Raw genomic sequence first — 17162 nt, 5'->3', positions numbered from 1 at the left:
CCGTGCGGTTGTGGGCGAGAGCGGGTCCCGCTAGCCGCCGACCTGTTCCGCCAGGTCGGGCGAGGGGAACCACACGACCTTGCGCCCCTGCCTGGCACTGACGAGCAGGCCTCGACGCTCCAGGTCCTGCAGGTCCGTGCGGGCCGTCTGCGGGACCACGCCGTGCGTCGCGCGGTGCGCCTCCACAGTGGCGCTACTGGCCGGGTCGCGCAGAAAGGTCTCGACAAGCGCGACCTGCCGGTGGTTGAGCCCGAGGTCACGCAGGAGCCGGGTGGCCTCGCGCAGCTGGCCGGTCTTGCGGGCCAGGTAGGCGTCGAGCTCGTCTATCGCGCGCACCACCACCTGCGCCTGGGCCAGGTAGAAGTACGTGAGGTCCCCCTCGTCCTGCTCGGTGAGCAGGAAGCTACGCGCGTACCGGGCGGGTGCTTTCCTCAGCAGGCGCGAGATCGACAGGAACTCGGTGAGGAAGAAGCCCTGGCGGAGCATCGACCAGTAGAAGACGGCCCGCGACGTACGGCCGTTGCCGTCGGCGAAGTAGTGGTCGTAGCCCATCATGAAGTGCAGCGTGAGCGCGCGCAGGAGCGGCGGCATGTAGGGGACCGTGCCGTCAGGCCGGTCGACGTCATTGGCGAAGCGGCACAGAGTCTCAAGTCGTTTCGGCAAGGCCTCGGCCGGAGGTGGGACGTGAAGGACCTGCTCCTCGGTCTGGGTGCCGTAGATGCGGACCCTCGGCTCCCCCGGGCGCTGGAGCCGACCGGCGTCGGCCGGGTCGTCGAGTGTCCCATCCGTGACGATCCGGTGGATCTCACGGACGAGCCCCGGCGTCAGCCGCTCGTCCTTGAGCGCGATGACACGCTGCATCGCACTGTAGTTGTTGAGGATCATCTGCTCGCTACGGTCACGGGGGGAGCGATCCTCCCTCAGCATCTGCTTGGCCCGTACCCGAGAGGTTGAGGCCCCCTCGAGCTGCGAGGAGGTCATCGCCTCCTCGATGAGCGAGCGCACAAGGTAGCGGTCTCGCGTCGCGGCGTTGGCGATGGGCTCGGGCAGCTCGACCTGTCCCCGCGCCCGCGCGGACACGTCATCGATGACACGCAGGAGCGAGTCCGGCAGGTTGTAGGTGAACTGGGTTCCGTTCGTCATCGTGAATGGAGTGGGGCGGGCGGTCTGGGTTCGGCGCAGCCGCACCGCCACCCACCACTGCTCACGCGTGAGACCCGCTGGCGGGTCGTGGCGGAAGAACCACTCCCACGGTCGGTAGTCGGCGTCCGCCATCGACGGCGACACGAGCACCTCAGTCAGACGACCGTCCCCAGCCAAGCGAGTCAGAAGCACCTCCACAGCCGCCGGCGGTGGAACAGGAACCTTCATATCACAGCACCTCGCTACCGACCTGTCACTTGTTGCTAATCTAGCCTAAATTAGCAGTTGGTGACAGTTGGGGCGCGATGTTTGCACAGAGCCCCATCCAGGGGCAGGCTCTTGCCATGGCTACAGTCAACAAGCCCCTACCTCCGATCGCCCTCGCCATCGCCGGCTCCGAGGCCTCCGGCGGCGCCGGCGCGCAGACGGACCTCAAGACCTTCACCCAGCTCGGCGTGTATGGCTGCCTGGCCCTGACCTGCATCGTCTCCATGGACCCCGCCCACGACTTCAACCACCGCGTCGTCGGCATCGAGCCCCAGGTGATCCTGGACCAGGTCGAGGCCTGCGTGGGGGTCAACCCCCGCATCGACGCCGTCAAGATCGGCATGCTCGGCTCCCTGCCGACGATCGAGGCTGTGGACCAGGCCCTGGAGACCCACGGCTTCACCAACGTCGTGCTCGACCCTGTGCTCGTGTGCAAGGGCCAGGAGTTCGCTGAGGCCAAGGCCGTCGACGACGCGCTGCGCGCCCGGATCCTGCCGCGCGCGAGGATGACGACGCCGAACCTCTTCGAGTCGGCGACCCTCGCCGGCATGGACGAGATCATGACCGTCGCCCAGCTCAAGGACGCCGCCAAGCGCATCCACGACCACGGCGTGCCGAACGTGCTGGCGAAGGCTGGACCGAGCCTCGGCACCGGCACGGCCCTCGACGTCTTCTACGACGGCACGAACCTCGAGGTCCTGGAGACCGAGGCCGTTGGCGACGTGCGCGTCCACGGCGCCGGCTGCACGCTGGCGGCAGCGGTGACGGCCGAGCTCGCCAAGGGCGCCACGCCGCTGGAGGCGGCCGTCACGGCGAAGAACGTCGTCAACGCGTCCATCGGCATGCGGGGCCACATCCCCTTCACCTACGTCTGGCAGGGCTGGTACCAGGCGTGACGCCAGCCGGGCCGGGGGCGGGCGCGTCCGCCCGGCTCAGCGCTCCGGCTCAGCGCTCCGGCTCAGCCCGCCCGGCTCAGCGCTCCCCCGGCCGTCGGGAACCCTCCCGGTTCAGTACTCCGGCTCAGCCGGGGCGATGTCACGGGCCATGTTCGCGAAACGCGACAGGTGGCCCTGGAAGGCCACGGGAATGACCCGCGTCTGGCCGTTGCGGTGCTTGGCGACGATGATGTCGGCCTCTCCCGGGCGGTCCTCCGGCTGGTAGTACTCCGGCCGGTGCAGCAGCATGATGATGTCCGCGTCCTGCTCCAGCGAGCCCGACTCACGCAGGTCAGACATCTGGGGCTTGTTACCCGTGCGCTGCTCGGGCCCGCGGTTGAGCTGCGCCACGGCGATGACCGGGACCTCGAGCTCCTTGGCGAGCAGCTTGAGCGAGCGCGAGAACTCCGAGACCTCCTGCTGGCGGGACTCCACGCGCTTGCCCGAGCTCATGAGCTGCAGGTAGTCGATGACCATGAGGCCCAGGTTGTGCTGCTGCTTGAGGCGCAGCGCCTTCGAGCGGATCTCGGGCATCGTGAGGTTCGGGGAGTCGTCGATGAACAGGGGGGCCTCGCTCACGGGGTTGTAGGCGAGGGCGACGTCCGTCCAGTCGCGGTCACTCATCTTCTTGCCGCCGCGCAGCTTGGTCATCTCGACGCCGGACTCGGCGGCCAGCACGCGCATCATGAGCTCACTGCGGCCCATCTCCAGGGAGAAGTAGCAGGAGGTGATGGCCCTGCCGCTCTCGTCGCGCGAGTGGATCGAGGCCGAGCGGCAGATATCCACTGCGAGCGTGGACTTTCCCATGGCGGGGCGCGCCGCGATGATGACCATCTGCCCGCCCTTGAGCCCGCCGGTGAAGAGCTCGTCCAGCTCGATGAAGCCCGTGGGGACACCGCAGGAGGCACCCCGGTCCTGGGACTGGCCGGCCTCGATCTCGAGGTTGGTCTCGTTGAGCAGCTGTCCGACGGCGATGTAGTCCTCCCGGTCACCGTCGCGGTGGGCGACGGCGTAGACCTCGGCCTCCGCCATGGTGACGAGCTCGTCGATGTCCCCGGCGTCGGTGGAGAAGCCGAGCTGGGTGATGCGCGTGCCCGCCTGGACGAGCCCGCGCATGAGGGACTTCTCCTTGACGATGCGCGCGTAGTAGGCGGCGTTGGCAGCGACCTGGACGCCGGCGATGAGGTCGGACAGGTAGGCAGCGCCGCCGACGATCTCGAGCTCGCCGCGCTTGGACAGCTCGTCGGAGACGATGAGGGCGTCGGCAGGCTCGGAGCGGTTGTAGACCTCGACGATGGCGTCGAAGATCATCTCGTGGGCGGGCTTGTAGAACTCGGGGCCGCGCAGCACCTCGATGACGTCGGTGATGGCCTCCTTGCTCATGAGCATGCCGCCGAGCGTGGCCTGCTCCGCAGCCAGGTCCTGTGGGGGGACGCGGTCGAAGACGCCGTCGAAGCGGGCTCCACGTGGGTCACGGCGCTCGGTCCGGTCGCGTGCGCCCCGACGGCGAAGGCCCCAGCCCTCGCCGTCGGGGCGGGCGCCGTCGGAGCGGGCACCGGCCGCGTCGGGGTAAGGGGTCTCGTAGGAGGGCTCTGCCCCCGGGTCGATGTCCGTCATCCGCTCCTCCTCGCCCGCGCGTGGACACGGCTAGGTCCGCGGGGTCCGTCCCCACGCCGCCGCTCAGGTCCCGTGCGCGCGCACCATAGCCACCCGCGGGGGCGTGGGCAAACGCTCGGGGGCAGGGTCATGTGGACAACGCGGGACGGCCTGTGGAGTGACGGGTCAGGCCTGTGCCCGACACGCTCATGACATGTGGACAACCATGTGATGAACTCGCATGACGAGAAACACGCAATCCGGAGATCCGCGTGAACACAACGTTTTCCTACCGTGTGAGTCGGTGCCGGCACTGCCGGGAGGATCTGTGGACAAGTCCGGTTGCCTGTGGACATACCTCAACCCGTGCCTGAGGTTTGGGTGCCGGCGCCGGAGGCCTCCTGCCACCGCCGGCCCGCGAGGGGGCGCATGAGACACTGACCGCCCCCGCCCCGTGGAGAGACCCGTGCCGCCAGCATCCTCAGGACCGCAGCCTAGGGACAGCGCCCGCCCGGCTGTGCCCGCCCGCACCGCCGTGATGCCCCTGCGGGCGCTCGACCGCCGCATCCTGTCCCTCGCCGTCCCCGCGCTCGGCGCGCTGGTTGCGGAGCCCCTCTTCGTCATCATCGACTCCGCGATGGTCGGGCACCTGGGCGCAACGAGTCTGGCCGGACTGTCCCTGGCCTCAACGGTGCTCACCACCGTCGTCGGCTTGTTCGTCTTCCTCGCCTACGCCACGACGGCCACCACCTCTCGCCTTTTCGGCGCCGGCGACCGTGGGGGCGGTCTGCGCGCCGGGGTCGATGGCCTGTGGCTCGCCCTGCTTCTCGGCACCGCTGCTGCGCTCCTGCTGTGGTCCCTGGCCCCCTGGGTCACCGGTGTGCTGGGCGCCGACGGCTTGGTGTCCCGGGCATCGGTGGCCTACCTGCGGGCCTCCGCGCCGGGTCTGCCCGGGATGCTCGTGGTCTTCGCGGCCACGGGGACCTTGCGCGGGCTGCTGGACACGCGCACACCCTTCGTCGTCGCCACCGCCGGCGCGGTGGTCAACGTGGTCCTCAACGCGACCTTCCTGTACGCAGTCGGCATGGGGGTGGCCGGTTCGGGCCTGGGCACGGCGATCACCCAGACGCTCATGGCGGTGGCGCTCACGCTGCCGGTGGCGCTCACGGCCCGCGCCGAGGGCGTGGGCCTGGCGCCGAGGCGCGCGGGGCTGGGGGCCTCGCTGGGTGCCGGCGCCCCTTTGCTCGTGCGCACGCTCACCCTGCGCGCTGCCATCCTCGCCACCGTGTGGGCGGCGACGGCGCTGGGTGAGGTGCCGCTCGCCGCCCACCAGGTGGTCATCTCCCTGTGGACCTTCACCGCCTTCTGCCTCGATGCCCTGGCGATCGCCGCGCAGGCGCTCATCGGAACGGCCCTGGGGCAGGCGGATGCCGCAGCAGGCGGCGCCCGGGCGCAGGACGCCGCGCCACAGCCAGACGCTCCCGGGCAGGCCGATCAGGAGCCGCTGCTGTCCATCGACGCGGTGCTGCGCCGGTCGCTGGGCTGGGGCGTGGGGACCAGCGTGGTGACCGGCCTCCTCCTGGCGGTGCTGAGCCCGTGGCTTCCCCAGCTGTTCACCTCCGACCCGCAGGTGGTGGCGGCGGTGGTGCCGGCGCTGCTGGTGACGGCCACGGCGCTGCCGGTGGCGGGCGCGGTCTTCCTCTTCGATGGCGTGCTCATGGGTGCGGGCGACGGGGTGTACCTGGCGAGGGCGGGACTCATCACGCTGGTGCCCTACCTGCCGCTGACGGTGGCTGTCCACTCCGGGTGGCCGTCGGGCGGGGCCCCGGGCCTGGTGTGGCTGTGGGCCGCCTTCGCGTGGGTGTTCATGGGTGCGCGGGTGGTGACCACGGGCCTGCGTGCTCGCAGTGACGCCTGGCGCCACTGAGTCCCCTCCCCCAGTCGGGCGAGCTCGGCGCTAAGGCCGCGAGGTCGTCCGCTAGGGGGCCGAGCTCGCGCGCTAGGACCCGAGCTCGCGCAGGGCAGCCGGCGCAGGGCCCGGCTACCGCCACAGGTCGCGCACACGTCCGCCTCCTGAGGTGCCCGGGGGCAGGAGGGCAAGCAGCCGCGTCCTCAGCCCGCGCTGGTCGCGCAGGTCCGCCCAGGTGACGTGCAGGCACCGCCAGCCCATCCTCGCCAGCGCGTCCCTGCGCCGTTTCTCGCGCCACAGGCTCCGCTCGTCGCGGTACTTGAGCTCTCCGTCAAACTCAAGGTAGGCGTGCGCCTCGGGCCAGGCGAGATCTGGGAAGAAGACCTCCATCGTCTCCTCCACCTCGATACCCATCTGGGGCACCGGCGCTGGCAGCCCCAGAGCGGAGACGAACCACCGCAGGACCGACTCCCCGGGGGACTCCGCCCACGCCGACGCGATCGCCACCACGGCGCGTGCCCGGCGCGCACCTCGTCTGCCCGGTTGTGCCTCGACGGCCGCCTGCAGCGCACGCACGGCCACGGCGACGCGCCGATCGCTGGAGAGGCGCCGGTACCGGTCGGGACGGGTCAGCGCACGCAGTGCGGAGTCGATGACGCACACCGACTCATGTGCGGGCAGGTCGAAGGCGCAGTCCACAGCCGTGCGCAGCAGGTTCGTCACCGCGAGGCCGCTGACGACGGTGATGTCCTCCTCTGGGACTGACAGCACCCGACGGCGCACGCGCACGTCCTGGCGTCCACCCGCGACGGCGGGCAGGCGCTGCGTCGTCGGGCTCGGGCGCGAGCGCACGACGATGCTGACATCCGGCTCCTGGGAGCGCACCGTCAGCCCGTGGACAAGCGCGGCGGACTCGTGGCTCAGGCAACGGGCGGACCGGAAGCGCCATGGTGCGGCGGTGCACCTGGCAAGGCTGAGCTCGCGCCTGACCTGCCACGACTTGAGGGCGGAAAGGTCGAGGTCGGTGTAGAGGCCGCGCATGAGACGGACTGGGTGGCTCATCGCCGTCGGCGTCCGGTTGGACATGACGACGACCGGCAGGTGTGGGGGCTGCGGGTACCTATCCATGGACGTGATCCTGAGGACCACGCAGCCCGAGCGCATCTTCCTCGGGCCCGCCTGTGGACACGACTGCACGGCACGGCGCTGTGGATCCCGGCTAGGTCCGACGCCCGGCGCCTTGGCGGCCTCTCGTCCCTCGCGAGTTCGGCCCTGAGGACGCGAGGTCGGCTCCTTAGGCGCCGCGTTCGTGTCCTCAGGGCCGAACTCGCGGGTTGGGGGGCTGGGCAGGGCGGGCAGGGGCAGGGGGGGTGGGGGGGCGGGGCGGGGAGACGCGTGGGAGCCCGCCACCGAGGTGGTGGCGGGCTCCCACGTGCCGTCGGCGACGGCTAGTCAGCGGCGCTCAGCGAGCAGCGACGACGTTGACCTCGAGGGGGGCCACGACGTCGGCGTGCAGGCGCACGGTGGCCGAGTGGCGACCGGTCGACTTGATCGGGGGGATGACCTCGATCTTGCGGCGGTCCAGGACCGGGCCCCCAGCGGCCTTGACGGCCTCGGCGAGCTCGGCGGTGGTGACGGCACCGAAGAGGCGGCCGTTGGCGCCGGCGGTGGCGGTCACCGTGACGACGTTGTCCTGCAGCCAGGCGCGGCCGGCCTGGGCCTGCTCCAGCGACTCGATGGTGCGCTTGCGGCGGGCCTCGGCCATCTGGTCGATCTGGCGCTGGGCGCCCTTGGTCCACGGCGTGGCCAGCTTGCGGGGCACGAGGTAGTTACGGGCGTAACCGTCCTTGACCTCCACCACGTCGCCAGCGGAGCCGAGCTTGGTCACGTCGTGCGTGAGGATGAGCTTGGTGGTCATGTCGGTGTCCTCCGATCAGCGAGCAGAGCTCGAGTAGGGGAGCAGAGCCATCTCGCGGGCGTTCTTGACGGCCTTGGCGATCTTGCGCTGGTCCTGGACGGAGACGCCGGTGACGCGGCGGGCGCGGATCTTGCCGCGGTCCGAGATGAACTTCCGCAGGGTGGCGGTGTCCTTGTAGTCGATGGTGCCGACCCTGATGGCCTTGACCGGGCCGAGCTTCTTCTTCGGCTTACGAAGCTGAGGCTTCGCCATAGTGGTACTCCTTGGTCCGAGCGCCCGGGGCGCTCATACGAGATTGGGGGTGTGGGGCGCTGCGCACGGTCGCGGCGCCGGGAGAACGATCAGAACGGGGGCTCGTCACCGAAGCTGGTGGCACCACCGCCCGTGGCCCACGGGTCGTCCGTGGAGCCGCCGGAGGGGGCGTTGTAGGAGGCCTGCTGGCCGCCGTAACCGCTGTTGCCACCACCCTGGTAGCCGCCCTGCGGGGCGCCGCCCTGGTTGTAGCCCCCGCGGCCGCCACCCTGGTTGTAGCCGCCCTGGCCTCCACCCGAGGTGCGGGTGACCTGGGCCTTGGCGCGCCACAGGGACGGGCCGATCTCATCGACCTGCATCTCGACGACGGTGCGCTGGGCGCCCTCACGGTCCGTGTAGGAGCGCTGCTGCAGACGACCCTGGGCGATGACGCGCATGCCCTTGTCGAGACTGTCGGCGACGTTCTCCGCCATGTCACGCCACGCGGAGCAGCGCATGAACAGCGTCTCGCCCTCCTGCCACTCACCCGCCTGGCGGTTGAAGGTGCGCGGCGTGGAGGCGATGGTGAAGGAGGCCACCGGCGCGCCGGAGTTGGTGTAGCGGATCTCCGGCTTGGCCGTCAGGTTGCCGATGATCGTGATGACGGTGTCGCCAGCCATGCTCGTCTACCGTTCCCCGTCCGAGGCTCAGGCCTCGGGACGCAGCAGCTTCGTGCGCAGGACGGTCTCGTTGAGGCCGAGCTGGCGGTCGAGCTCCTGAGCGATGGCCGGCGTGGTGGTCATGTCAACGACGACGTAGAAGCCCTCGGACTTCTTCTTGATGTCGTACGCAAGACGGCGCTTGCCCCAGATGTCGACCTTGTCGACGGTGCCCCCGTTGCTGGGAACGACCTGCAGCAGCTTCTCGAGGGACGCGGCGACGGTGCGCTCGTCGGTCTCGGGCTCGAGGATGATCATGATCTCGTAGTGACGCATGCTTGGTACCCACCTCCTCTGGTCTGTGGCGGTCACGGTCTTTCCGTGACAGGAGGGTGATGCGTGGGCTGCGCGGTCCGGACGGGTGCCCGATGGCGCAACCAGGTCACGACCCTACCGGAGGGCTCCAGGCGGGAAAAGGCGAGGGGCCGCCTCAGCGCGTGGGATCCAGCACGCCGACGACGGCCCCTCAGCCCCCGCAGGGACTACCCGGTGGCCTGGGTGGAGCCAGCCGTGGGCTCCTGCTCAGGCTGGCGCGTCGGCACCGACTGGCTCGGCTCCTGGGCAGGCTGCGCGGGCTGCTGGGGCTCGGTGGGCGCCTCGGCGCTCTGGGTGGCGGTGGACTCCTCGGTGGGAGCCGGCGTCGTCGCCTCCTCGATGGACTGGGCGGTGCCGTACAGGCCGCCGCGGTTGTAGGAGCCCTCGGTGCGGTCGGGGAAGCTCACCACCGGCAGGTCCGCGAGCGCGGTGGCCATGTACTCGGTGAAGATGTCAGCCGGGTAGGTCGAGCCGGTGATCTCGTCGTACTCGCCCCAGGGGGTGATCGACTCCTCCGAGCCGTCCGCACCCGTCTGGTAGAGGGTGACGGCCGTCGTGATCTGGGGGGTGTAGCCGACGAACTGGGCGGACTTGTTGTCCGACGACGACCCGGTCTTGGCGGCCACCGGGCGGCCGAGCGCGAGGGCGGTCGTGCCCGAGCCGTACTCGACGACCTTCTGCATCGCGTAGGTGGCGTCGGCCATGACGCCCTGGTCGAAGACCCGCTCGCCGTTAGTCGAGGGCTGGTAGGCGACCGAGCCCGCCGAGTTCGTCACCGAGGCGACGATGTGCGTGTCATGGCGCACGCCCTGCGCGGAGAAGGTCGCGAAGGCGGTGGCGATGTCGATCGTGTGGGGGGAGGCAGAGCCGAGCACGTTCTGGGCGTAGGAGTCCAGACCGATGGTGTCCGAGGGGTAGCCGGCGCGCACGGCGACCTCGTTGGTGACCTCCGCGCCCAGGTCGCGGTTGAGCTGGACGTAGGAGGTGTTGATGGAGTAAGCGGTCATCCTGATGAGGTTCGACCACGGGTAGGACACGTTGCCGAAGTTCCTGAAGGTGTTGCCGTCGATCTCCATGGGGGAGGCGCCGCTGTAGCCGTTGACGAGGGTGTCACCGTTCTCGAGGGCGGCGACGAGCGCGAAGGGCTTGAAGGTCGAGCCCGCCTGGGCGACAGCGTCGGTGGCGGCGTTGACCTGGTTGGTGAGGTAGTCCGAGCCGCCGTAGAGGGCGACGATCCCGCCCGTGGCGGAGTCGATGGACACGAGGGCGGCCCGAAGGTTCTCGGAGTGGCCCTCGGGGAGGTTGGCGACGGCGGCGACGGCGGCGTCCTGCTTCGTCTTGTCGATCGTGGTGACGATGGTGTAGCCACCGGTGTCGATCTGCTCGGCGCTCAGGCCGGCGTCGGCCTGGAGCTCGGCACGCACCATCTGCAGAAGGTAGCCGTTGGGGCCGCCGTAGACCTCGGCGTCGTCGTTGGCGATGGTCTCGGGCATGACGGCGGCGTCGTGCTCGGCCTGGGTGATGTGGCCGTCCTCGAGCATGAGGTCGAGGACACGCTCGAAGCGCGAGGCGGCCTGCTCGGGGTCGATGGCGGGGTCCCAGGCACTGGGAGCGGGCAGGATGCCGGCCAGCAGGGCGGACTCGGCGATGGTCATCTCGCTGGCCGGGTGGCCGAAGAAGGCCTGGGAGGCGGCCTCGATGCCGTAGGCGCCACGGCCGAAGTAGACGGTGTTGAGGTAGGAGCCGAGGATCTGCTCCTTGGGCAGCTCGCGGTCGATCTTGATGGCCATGATGGCCTGCTGGAACTTGCCGACGTAGGAGCTGGTGGTATCGACGTAGTAGTTCTTGATGTACTGCTGGGTGAGGGTGGAGGCGCCCTGGGTGGCACCACCGCGCAGGTTGTTCCACAGGGCGCGCACGATGCCCTTGGGATCGACCCCGCTGTTGGTCCAGAAGGTGCGGTCCTCGCTGGCGACCACCGCGTTGCCCACGTACTGCGGCAGCGTCGTGGTGTCGATGATGGTGCGGTCAACCTCGGCGAAGGTGCCCATCTCGGTGACGCCGTCGGCGTAGTAGACGCTGGTGGACTGGGCCTGGGCGAACTCGCTGGGCTCGGGGACCTTGATGACGCTGTAGGCGACGATGAAGCCGGTGGCCAGGGCCGCGACGAGCAGGAGGAAGGAGCCGAGAAGGAAGCGCCAGCCGGGAAGCCAGCGCATGACGGGGCCCTTGCCCGCACGCGGGTAGTTGATGAGGCGACGGCGCCCCTGGGGGCGGCGGGCGGCGGTGCCGCGGCTGCGAGCGGGCGCGCTCGTGGCGGGCCGACGGCGGGCGGTGCGCCCACCTCCGCTGCGAGGGGTTCTCGTGCTGCTGCTCCTGGCCGCGTCGGCCAGGCGTCGGCCGGTGGGGCGGCCACCGCCGTTCGCGCTGGTGTCTGCCACGCGCTCCTCGTTTCGGATCGGGTCCGCGGCCGTCGGGCCGCACGAACGCCGTCAATTATGGCGTCTGCCGGGCGCCGGTGACAGGACGCAGATCACGGGAAGCGACTGGAGTCCGCCTGCGCGCCAGCCGAAGGCGAAAGCGGATGACGCCCGCCCCTCGCATCGGCCAGGGTGATCCCATGACACCCCCAACCACCACCGTCTGGAGCAAGACCGCCGAGGCCGTTGCCGCCGCCGTCGGGACGGACACGGCCACCGGCCTGACCCCCGAGGAGGCCGCGCGCCGGCTCGCCACCGACGGGCCCAACGAGCTGCCCTCGACACCCCCGGTGCCCGCCTGGCGGCGTTTCCTCGCCCATTTCCAGGACCCGCTCGTCTACCTGCTCATCGCCGCCATCCTCATCTCGGCGGCCGCCTGGGTGCTGGAGGGGGCGCACGGCCTGCCGGTGGATGCCCTCGTCATCCTCGCCGTCATCACCCTCAACGCGGTCCTCGGCTTCGTCCAGGAGAGCAAGGCGGCCGACGCCGTCGCCGCCCTGTCCGCCATGACGAGGGCGCAGTCCACCGTCCTGCGCGGCGGCAACCGCCTGCTCGTCCCCTCCTGCGACCTCGTCGTCGGCGACGTCCTGCTCCTGGGTGAGGGCGACCAGGTGGGGGCGGACGCACGGCTGGCCCAGGCGGCGGCGCTGCGCGTCATCGAGTCCTCCCTCACCGGTGAGGCCGACGCCGTGTCCAAGACCGCCGAGGCCGTGGAGGCCCAGGCGGAGCTCGCCGAGCGCAGCTCCATGGTCTACCGCGGCACCTCCGTCGCCCAGGGCACGGGCCGCGCCGTCGTCACCGCCACCGGCGCGGACACCGAGATGGGCGCCATCGCCCGGATGCTCGACTCGGTGGAGGAGGAGCCCACTCCCCTGTCGAAGGAGATCGCCCAGATCTCCAAGATGCTCGGCGCCATCGTCGTCGTCATCGCCGTCGTCACCGTGGCCACGCTGCTGCTGCTCGCGGACGTCATCACGAGCCACACCGTCATCGACGCGCTGCTGCTGGGCGTGTCCCTGGCCGTCGCCGCCGTCCCCGAGGGCCTGCCCGCGATCCTGTCGGTGGTGCTGGCCCTGGGCGTGCAGCGCATGGCCCTGCACAAGGCGGTCGTCAAGAAGCTCACGAGCGTGGAGACCCTCGGGTCAGCCTCCGTCATCTGCTCGGACAAGACCGGCACGCTCACCCGCTCGGAGATGACGATCCAGGAGGTGGTCACCCTCTCCGGCGACGCCGTCGTCACCGGGACCGGCTACGTGCCCGAGGGCGAGGTCTCCCCCGACGCCGACGGCGACGGCGCCCCCGACGTCGAGGAGCTCGCCGGCGACCAGCTCGCCGAGGTCACGGTGGTGCTCTCCGGCGGCGCCATGGCCTCCGACGCCGAGCTCGCCGCCGACGAGGGCGTGTGGTCCGTCATCGGCGACCCCACCGAGGGCGCCTTCCTCGTCGCGGAGCGCAAGCTCGGCACCAACGGCCGCCGTGAGGGCCGCTTCGAGCGGGTAGGCGAGGTCCCCTTCACCTCCGAGCGCAAGCTCATGAGCGTCATCTACACCGACGCCCGCCACGAGGGACGGGTGACGATCATCTCCAAGGGCGCCCCCGACGTCCTGCTGGAACGCTGCACCCAGGTGCGTCGCGGCACGGGCGAGCAGGTGCTCGACGAGGCGGTGCGCCGCCACTTCACCGAGGCCATCGGCGCCATGTCCGGGCGGGCGCTGCGCACCCTCGGCGTCGCCTCGCGCCTGCTCACCGCCGAGGAGACCGCGCGCGTCACCCGGGCCCTGGCGGAGGGTGGTGAAGCGGACTTCTCCGACCTGGAGCACTCCCTCGTCCTGGCGGGGGTCGTCGGCATCATCGACCCGCCGCGCCCCGAGGCTGCCGACGCTGTCGCCGAGGCCCACCGCGCGGGCATCCGCGTCCTCATGATCACCGGTGACCACCCGGCCACGGCCGGACGGATCGCGGCAGACCTGGGCATCGCCGAGGCGGGCGCGAGCGTGCTCACGGGCCGCGAGCTGTCCGCCATGGACGACCGTGCCCTGGGCCGGGCCGTGGCGTGCACGAACGTGTACGCGCGCGTGGCCCCCGAGCACAAGATGCGCATCGTCGCCGCCCTGAAGTCCCAGGGGCACACGGTCGCCATGACCGGCGACGGCGTCAACGACGCCCCGGCGCTGCGCCAGGCGGACATCGGCGTGGCCATGGGCGTCACCGGCACGCAGGTGACGAAGGAGGCCGCGACCATGGTGCTGGCGGATGACAACTTCGCCACCATCGTCGCCGCCGTCGCCGAGGGCAGGCGCATCTTCGACAACATCAGGAAGTTCCTGCGCTACCTGCTGAGCTCGAACATGGGTGAGGTCATGACGGTCTTCGGTGGCGTCGTGCTCGCCGGGGTCATCGGGCTCAGCGAGCACGCGACCTCGGGTGTGGTGCTGCCGCTCGTGGCCACCCAGATCCTGTGGATCAACCTCGTGACGGACTCGGGCCCGGCGCTGGCCATGGGTGTGGACCCGAGCGTGGAGGACGTCATGGGGCGCTCGCCGCGCAGGCCCACGGACCGGGTCATCGACGCCTCGATGTGGGCGGGCGTCATCATGGCCGGCGCGGTCATGGGCCTGGCGACGCTGGCGACCCTCGACATCTTCCTGCCTGGCGGCCTCATCGAGATCGCGGGGACCTCCGTGGACGACCTCACGACGGCGCGCACCGCCGCCTTCACCACGCTGGTCCTCGCCCAGCTGTTCAACACGCTCAGCTCGCGCTCGCAGAGCGTGTCCGCCTTCAGCCACCTCTTCGTCAACCGCTGGCTGTGGGGCGCGATCGCGCTGGGCGTGGCGCTCCAGGTGGCGGTCGTGCAGGTTCCGGTGCTGCAGGCGGCCTTCTCGACGGCGCCGCTCGACCTCACCCACTGGGCGGTGTGCCTGGTCATGGGCTCGCTCGTCCTGTGGTTCGACGAGCTGCGCAAGGTGGTGCGCCGGGCCCGGGGCTGACAGGCGCCGGCCCCGCAGGCCGGTGGGCCCCCGCCCGGCCCGCCTCAGTCGAGACCCGGCAGCCCGGTGACCTCGCGCGGCCGGTCGCCCAGGCGCCGCACGCCGCGCAGGTAGCACAGCGCCACGGCCCAGACGAACAGGACGAGGAGCGCCTGGACGGGCCGGGACCAGCCGACGTCGGGCAGGACGAGCACGGCCACGCCCGCGGCCACGCACTCGGCGGTGTTGAACAGGACGTCGTAGATGGAGAAGGCGCGTCCACGGTAGGCGTCAGCCGTGTCCGACTGGACGATGGTGTCGACGGCGATCTTCGCGCCCTGGACGCCGACGCCGAAGACGAAGATCCCCGTTGTCATCGCCAGCTGCTCGTGGGAGGCGACGAGCACGAGCTGTCCCAGCGAGCCTCCCAGCAGGCACATGACGACCCAGGTGGAGGGGGCGAGCCTCTCGTGGGCCAGGGGCGTGAGCACGATGGACAGGCCGTGCCCCGCGACCATCGCGCCCATGAGCGTGCCGAAGAGGGCCAGGCCGCGGTCCGCGTCCTGCGGCGCGGCGAGCAGGTTGCGGGCGGCGAGGATGATGGTGATGAGCTGCATGCCGTAGACGAAGCGGTGCAGCGCCATGGTGCTTAGGGCGAGGCCGGGGGTGGCCCGGCGCCGCAGGTAGCGCAGGGCGTCGGCCAGCTCGGTGGCGGTGGCGGCCAGTGCCCTGGCCGTGCCCTCGGCAGCCGGGTGCTCGGGGCCGAGCTCGTCGCGTCCGAGGCGGGTGACGACTGCGGCGGCGAGCACGTAGAGGAGGACGGCGCTGGCGAGGCTCGCGGTGTCCTGGGCGGCCCCTGCCGGCAGCAGCAGGCGCAGGGCGAGGCCGATGACGGCGCCGACCGCCGTCGCCGCACCGCCGAGGGTGGGCACCAGGGAGTTGGCGACGAGCAGGCGCTCGTGGTCGATGACCTGCGGCAGGCCCGCGGAGAGCACGGACAGCAGGAAGCGGTTGACGCCCAGGGCGGTGAGGACGAGCACGTAGACGGCCGCTCCGACCCCGGCCGACCGCAGCACGAGCGCGGTCAGGCCAATGAGCCCGGCGCGCAGGAGGTTGCCCCACAACAGGGTCTGGCGGCGGCGCCAGCGGTCGATGAAGGGGCCGGTGAAGGGACCGACGAGGCAGAAGGGCAGGAGCATGACGACGAGGGCGGAGGCGACGCCTGCCGCCGTCGTCATGTTCTGGGGCTGGAAGAAGAAGAGGGTGGCGAGCCCGGCCTGGACCATGCCGTCGCCGGTCTGGGAGACCAGGCGCACACCCAGCAGGGTGCGGAAGGCCGGGACGGTGGCGAGGTCCGTGAGGTCGTCGGTCAGCCGCATGCGCACACCTTCTCCCACAGGGGGCTCCGACGGCGTCGCGCCCGCCAGCGTGTCGACTGCGACGCCCCCTGTGGCCGAGCCCCTGGGCCACGCCGGGTGCGCGGCCACCGATAGGATCGCCGCCATGAGCCCCACGAGCACCAAGCGTGTCCGTCTCACCGCGGAGCAGCGGCGCGAGCAGATCGTCGAGGCCGCCACCGCGCTCGTCGCCCGCAAGGGCTTCAACGGACTGGCCCTGCAGGAGGTCGCGGACGCCGTCGGCATCACCCAGGCGGGGCTGCTGCACTACATCGGCACCAAGGACGGGCTGCTCACCCTCCTGCTGTCCGACCGCTACGACCGCCAGGGCACCCCGCAGGACTTCCTCGACTCCGGCGACCCCGCCGCCACGCACCCCGAGGGCATGAGCCTGCCGACCTACCTGCGCTACCTCGTGGCCTACAACGAGGCCCGGCCCGCGCTCATGGGCCTGTACATGACGCTCGGCGCCGAGTGCGCCAACGATCCCGACCACCCCGCCTACACGCACTTCATCGACCGCCCCGACGCCGTGTGGGACTACTACTCGCAGTTCACCTGGCGCCTGCCCCCCGAGGTCGAGGCCGCCGGCGGCTGGGCGGGCATGCGCCCGCTCGTCGAGCTCGCGCTCCAGGCGATGGATGGCGCGCAGACGCGCTTCTTCCGCCGCCCCACCGTGTCCCTGGCCGGGCTGTGGGCGCGTTGGGAGGCCGTCCTGTTCCCCTCGCCGGTGTGGGACGGCTACCGCTGAGGGGCGCGCTGGAGGCGGTCGCCTCCCGTGGGCACCAGGTGGTCATGCGCCTGTACCTCGACTTCCCGGGGCGGCCCAGCGCCTTGCCCCGCTACCTGCTCGATGAGGGTGTGCGCACCCGGCCCATGGGCGGCGAGATCTACCCGCCGCTCCAGTCCTGCGTCTTCGAGGGCCCCAGGAGCTGCGAGCAGCAGGTGGGGCTCGTCGCCCAGGACCTCACTGAGGCCGTCGAGATCACCCACGCGACCTGGCTGCTGGCCAGGGCGGTGCTCGACGGCGACCTGCACGCCCTCCTGCCCGGGCGCACCTCACTGTGGACGGGGACCCTGGACCCGCCGGCCGCGACGACGAGTCTGCTGCTGCGGGTCGTCAACCCCCTCGAGGGCGGGGCGGCGCTGCGCTTCGCCAACGCCGGGCAGGACACGGCGCTTCCGGGCCACCTCACCCTGGGGCCCCCCACAGGCTGAGGCGGTGGGGGGGGTGTTGGGCACGGGGGGGGGGGGGGGAAGGGGAACGAGGTTATGCTGGGGGT

The 17162-nt window shown here is 71.1% G+C and carries 14 protein-coding genes; 5 read left to right on the top strand and 9 right to left on the bottom strand.

The genetic code is table 11. The features are described 5' to 3' along the window. Positions 1-30: 30 nt before the first annotated feature. Positions 31-1371: a Fic family protein gene (locus ACSJJR_RS05705; RefSeq protein ID WP_435942587.1), complete on the bottom strand. Its 1341-nt coding sequence runs from the start codon at positions 1369-1371 to the stop codon at positions 31-33. A gap of 116 nt (positions 1372-1487) precedes the next feature. Between ACSJJR_RS05705 and ACSJJR_RS05700 the strand changes: the two genes are divergently transcribed. Next, entirely contained in the window at positions 1488-2306 is an 819-nt protein-coding gene (locus ACSJJR_RS05700) for a bifunctional hydroxymethylpyrimidine kinase/phosphomethylpyrimidine kinase (protein WP_435942585.1), read from the top strand. A 111-nt stretch (positions 2307-2417) separates the two neighbouring features. On the opposite strand, the gene dnaB is transcribed toward ACSJJR_RS05700, so the two are convergent. Next, entirely contained in the window at positions 2418-3962 is a 1545-nt protein-coding gene (gene dnaB / locus ACSJJR_RS05695) for a replicative DNA helicase (RefSeq protein WP_435942583.1), read from the bottom strand. 517 nt (positions 3963-4479) lie between these two features. Here dnaB and ACSJJR_RS05690 point away from each other — a divergent pair. Then, the gene (locus ACSJJR_RS05690; RefSeq protein WP_435942671.1) at positions 4480-5868 is read left to right on the top strand and encodes an MATE family efflux transporter; all 1389 of its coding nucleotides are present in this window, start codon (positions 4480-4482) and stop codon (positions 5866-5868) included. 114 nt (positions 5869-5982) lie between these two features. On the opposite strand, the gene ACSJJR_RS05685 is transcribed toward ACSJJR_RS05690, so the two are convergent. The 6 genes from ACSJJR_RS05685 to ACSJJR_RS05660 form a co-directional block, all read right to left on the bottom strand. Continuing rightward, complete coding sequence (locus ACSJJR_RS05685) at positions 5983-6978, bottom strand: hypothetical protein (protein WP_435942581.1); 996 nt, start codon at positions 6976-6978, stop codon at positions 5983-5985. Between the two features lie 334 nt (positions 6979-7312). Beyond that, positions 7313-7768, bottom strand: a complete 456-nt coding sequence (gene rplI / locus ACSJJR_RS05680) for a 50S ribosomal protein L9 (protein ID WP_435942580.1) — start codon at positions 7766-7768, stop codon at positions 7313-7315. 15 nt (positions 7769-7783) lie between these two features. Continuing rightward, positions 7784-8020: a 30S ribosomal protein S18 gene (gene rpsR, locus ACSJJR_RS05675; protein WP_166858113.1), complete on the bottom strand. Its 237-nt coding sequence runs from the start codon at positions 8018-8020 to the stop codon at positions 7784-7786. An 89-nt stretch (positions 8021-8109) separates the two neighbouring features. Further along, positions 8110-8679, bottom strand: coding sequence for a single-stranded DNA-binding protein (locus ACSJJR_RS05670; protein WP_435942579.1), 570 nt, complete (start codon positions 8677-8679; stop codon positions 8110-8112). A 27-nt stretch (positions 8680-8706) separates the two neighbouring features. Continuing rightward, positions 8707-8994: a 30S ribosomal protein S6 gene (rpsF, locus tag ACSJJR_RS05665; protein WP_435942578.1), complete on the bottom strand. Its 288-nt coding sequence runs from the start codon at positions 8992-8994 to the stop codon at positions 8707-8709. 206 nt (positions 8995-9200) lie between these two features. Further along, positions 9201-11474 (bottom strand): transglycosylase domain-containing protein, encoded by a 2274-nt coding sequence (locus ACSJJR_RS05660; RefSeq protein WP_435942577.1) that lies wholly within the window; start codon positions 11472-11474, stop codon positions 9201-9203. Positions 11475-11653: 179 nt separating this feature from the next. Here ACSJJR_RS05660 and ACSJJR_RS05655 point away from each other — a divergent pair, with 179 nt between their 5' ends. Then, entirely contained in the window at positions 11654-14503 is a 2850-nt protein-coding gene (locus ACSJJR_RS05655) for a cation-translocating P-type ATPase (RefSeq protein WP_435942576.1), read from the top strand. 44 nt (positions 14504-14547) lie between these two features. On the opposite strand, the gene ACSJJR_RS05650 is transcribed toward ACSJJR_RS05655, so the two are convergent. Then, on the bottom strand, positions 14548-15861 hold the full coding sequence (locus ACSJJR_RS05650) for an MFS transporter (RefSeq protein WP_435942574.1): 1314 nt from the start codon (positions 15859-15861) through the stop codon (positions 14548-14550). A 124-nt stretch (positions 15862-15985) separates the two neighbouring features. Between ACSJJR_RS05650 and ACSJJR_RS05645 the strand changes: the two genes are divergently transcribed. Next, positions 15986-16630: a TetR/AcrR family transcriptional regulator gene (locus ACSJJR_RS05645; RefSeq protein ID WP_435942573.1), complete on the top strand. Its 645-nt coding sequence runs from the start codon at positions 15986-15988 to the stop codon at positions 16628-16630. Beyond that, positions 16612-17097 carry a hypothetical protein gene (locus ACSJJR_RS05640; protein ID WP_435942571.1) on the top strand — a complete coding sequence of 162 codons (486 nt, stop codon included), beginning with the start codon at positions 16612-16614 and terminating at the stop codon, positions 17095-17097. Before ACSJJR_RS05645 ends, ACSJJR_RS05640 begins: the two co-directional genes overlap by 19 nt. The last annotated feature ends 65 nt before the right edge of the window (positions 17098-17162 follow it).

Source organism: Actinomyces sp. W5033, from assembly GCF_051303165.1.
Note: the sequence above shows the minus strand (reverse complement) of the source record. Positions and strands in the feature narration are given on the sequence as shown.

What these genes read in the sequence shown, in the direction of transcription:
- ACSJJR_RS05705 (WP_435942587.1), bottom strand. Translation starts at nt 1,371, where the DNA reads ATGAAGGTTCCTGTTCCACCGCCGGCGGCTGTGGAGGTGCTTCTGACT.
- dnaB (WP_435942583.1), bottom strand. Translation starts at nt 3,962, where the DNA reads ATGACGGACATCGACCCGGGGGCAGAGCCCTCCTACGAGACCCCTTAC.
- rplI (WP_435942580.1), bottom strand. Translation starts at nt 7,768, where the DNA reads ATGACCACCAAGCTCATCCTCACGCACGACGTGACCAAGCTCGGCTCC.
- ACSJJR_RS05645 (WP_435942573.1), top strand. Translation starts at nt 15,986, where the DNA reads ATGAGCCCCACGAGCACCAAGCGTGTCCGTCTCACCGCGGAGCAGCGG.
- rpsR (WP_166858113.1), bottom strand. Translation starts at nt 8,020, where the DNA reads ATGGCGAAGCCTCAGCTTCGTAAGCCGAAGAAGAAGCTCGGCCCGGTC.
- ACSJJR_RS05685 (WP_435942581.1), bottom strand. Translation starts at nt 6,978, where the DNA reads ATGGATAGGTACCCGCAGCCCCCACACCTGCCGGTCGTCGTCATGTCC.
- ACSJJR_RS05650 (WP_435942574.1), bottom strand. Translation starts at nt 15,861, where the DNA reads ATGCGGCTGACCGACGACCTCACGGACCTCGCCACCGTCCCGGCCTTC.
- ACSJJR_RS05700 (WP_435942585.1), top strand. Translation starts at nt 1,488, where the DNA reads ATGGCTACAGTCAACAAGCCCCTACCTCCGATCGCCCTCGCCATCGCC.
- rpsF (WP_435942578.1), bottom strand. Translation starts at nt 8,994, where the DNA reads ATGCGTCACTACGAGATCATGATCATCCTCGAGCCCGAGACCGACGAG.
- ACSJJR_RS05670 (WP_435942579.1), bottom strand. Translation starts at nt 8,679, where the DNA reads ATGGCTGGCGACACCGTCATCACGATCATCGGCAACCTGACGGCCAAG.
- ACSJJR_RS05655 (WP_435942576.1), top strand. Translation starts at nt 11,654, where the DNA reads ATGACACCCCCAACCACCACCGTCTGGAGCAAGACCGCCGAGGCCGTT.
- ACSJJR_RS05690 (WP_435942671.1), top strand. Translation starts at nt 4,480, where the DNA reads ATGCCCCTGCGGGCGCTCGACCGCCGCATCCTGTCCCTCGCCGTCCCC.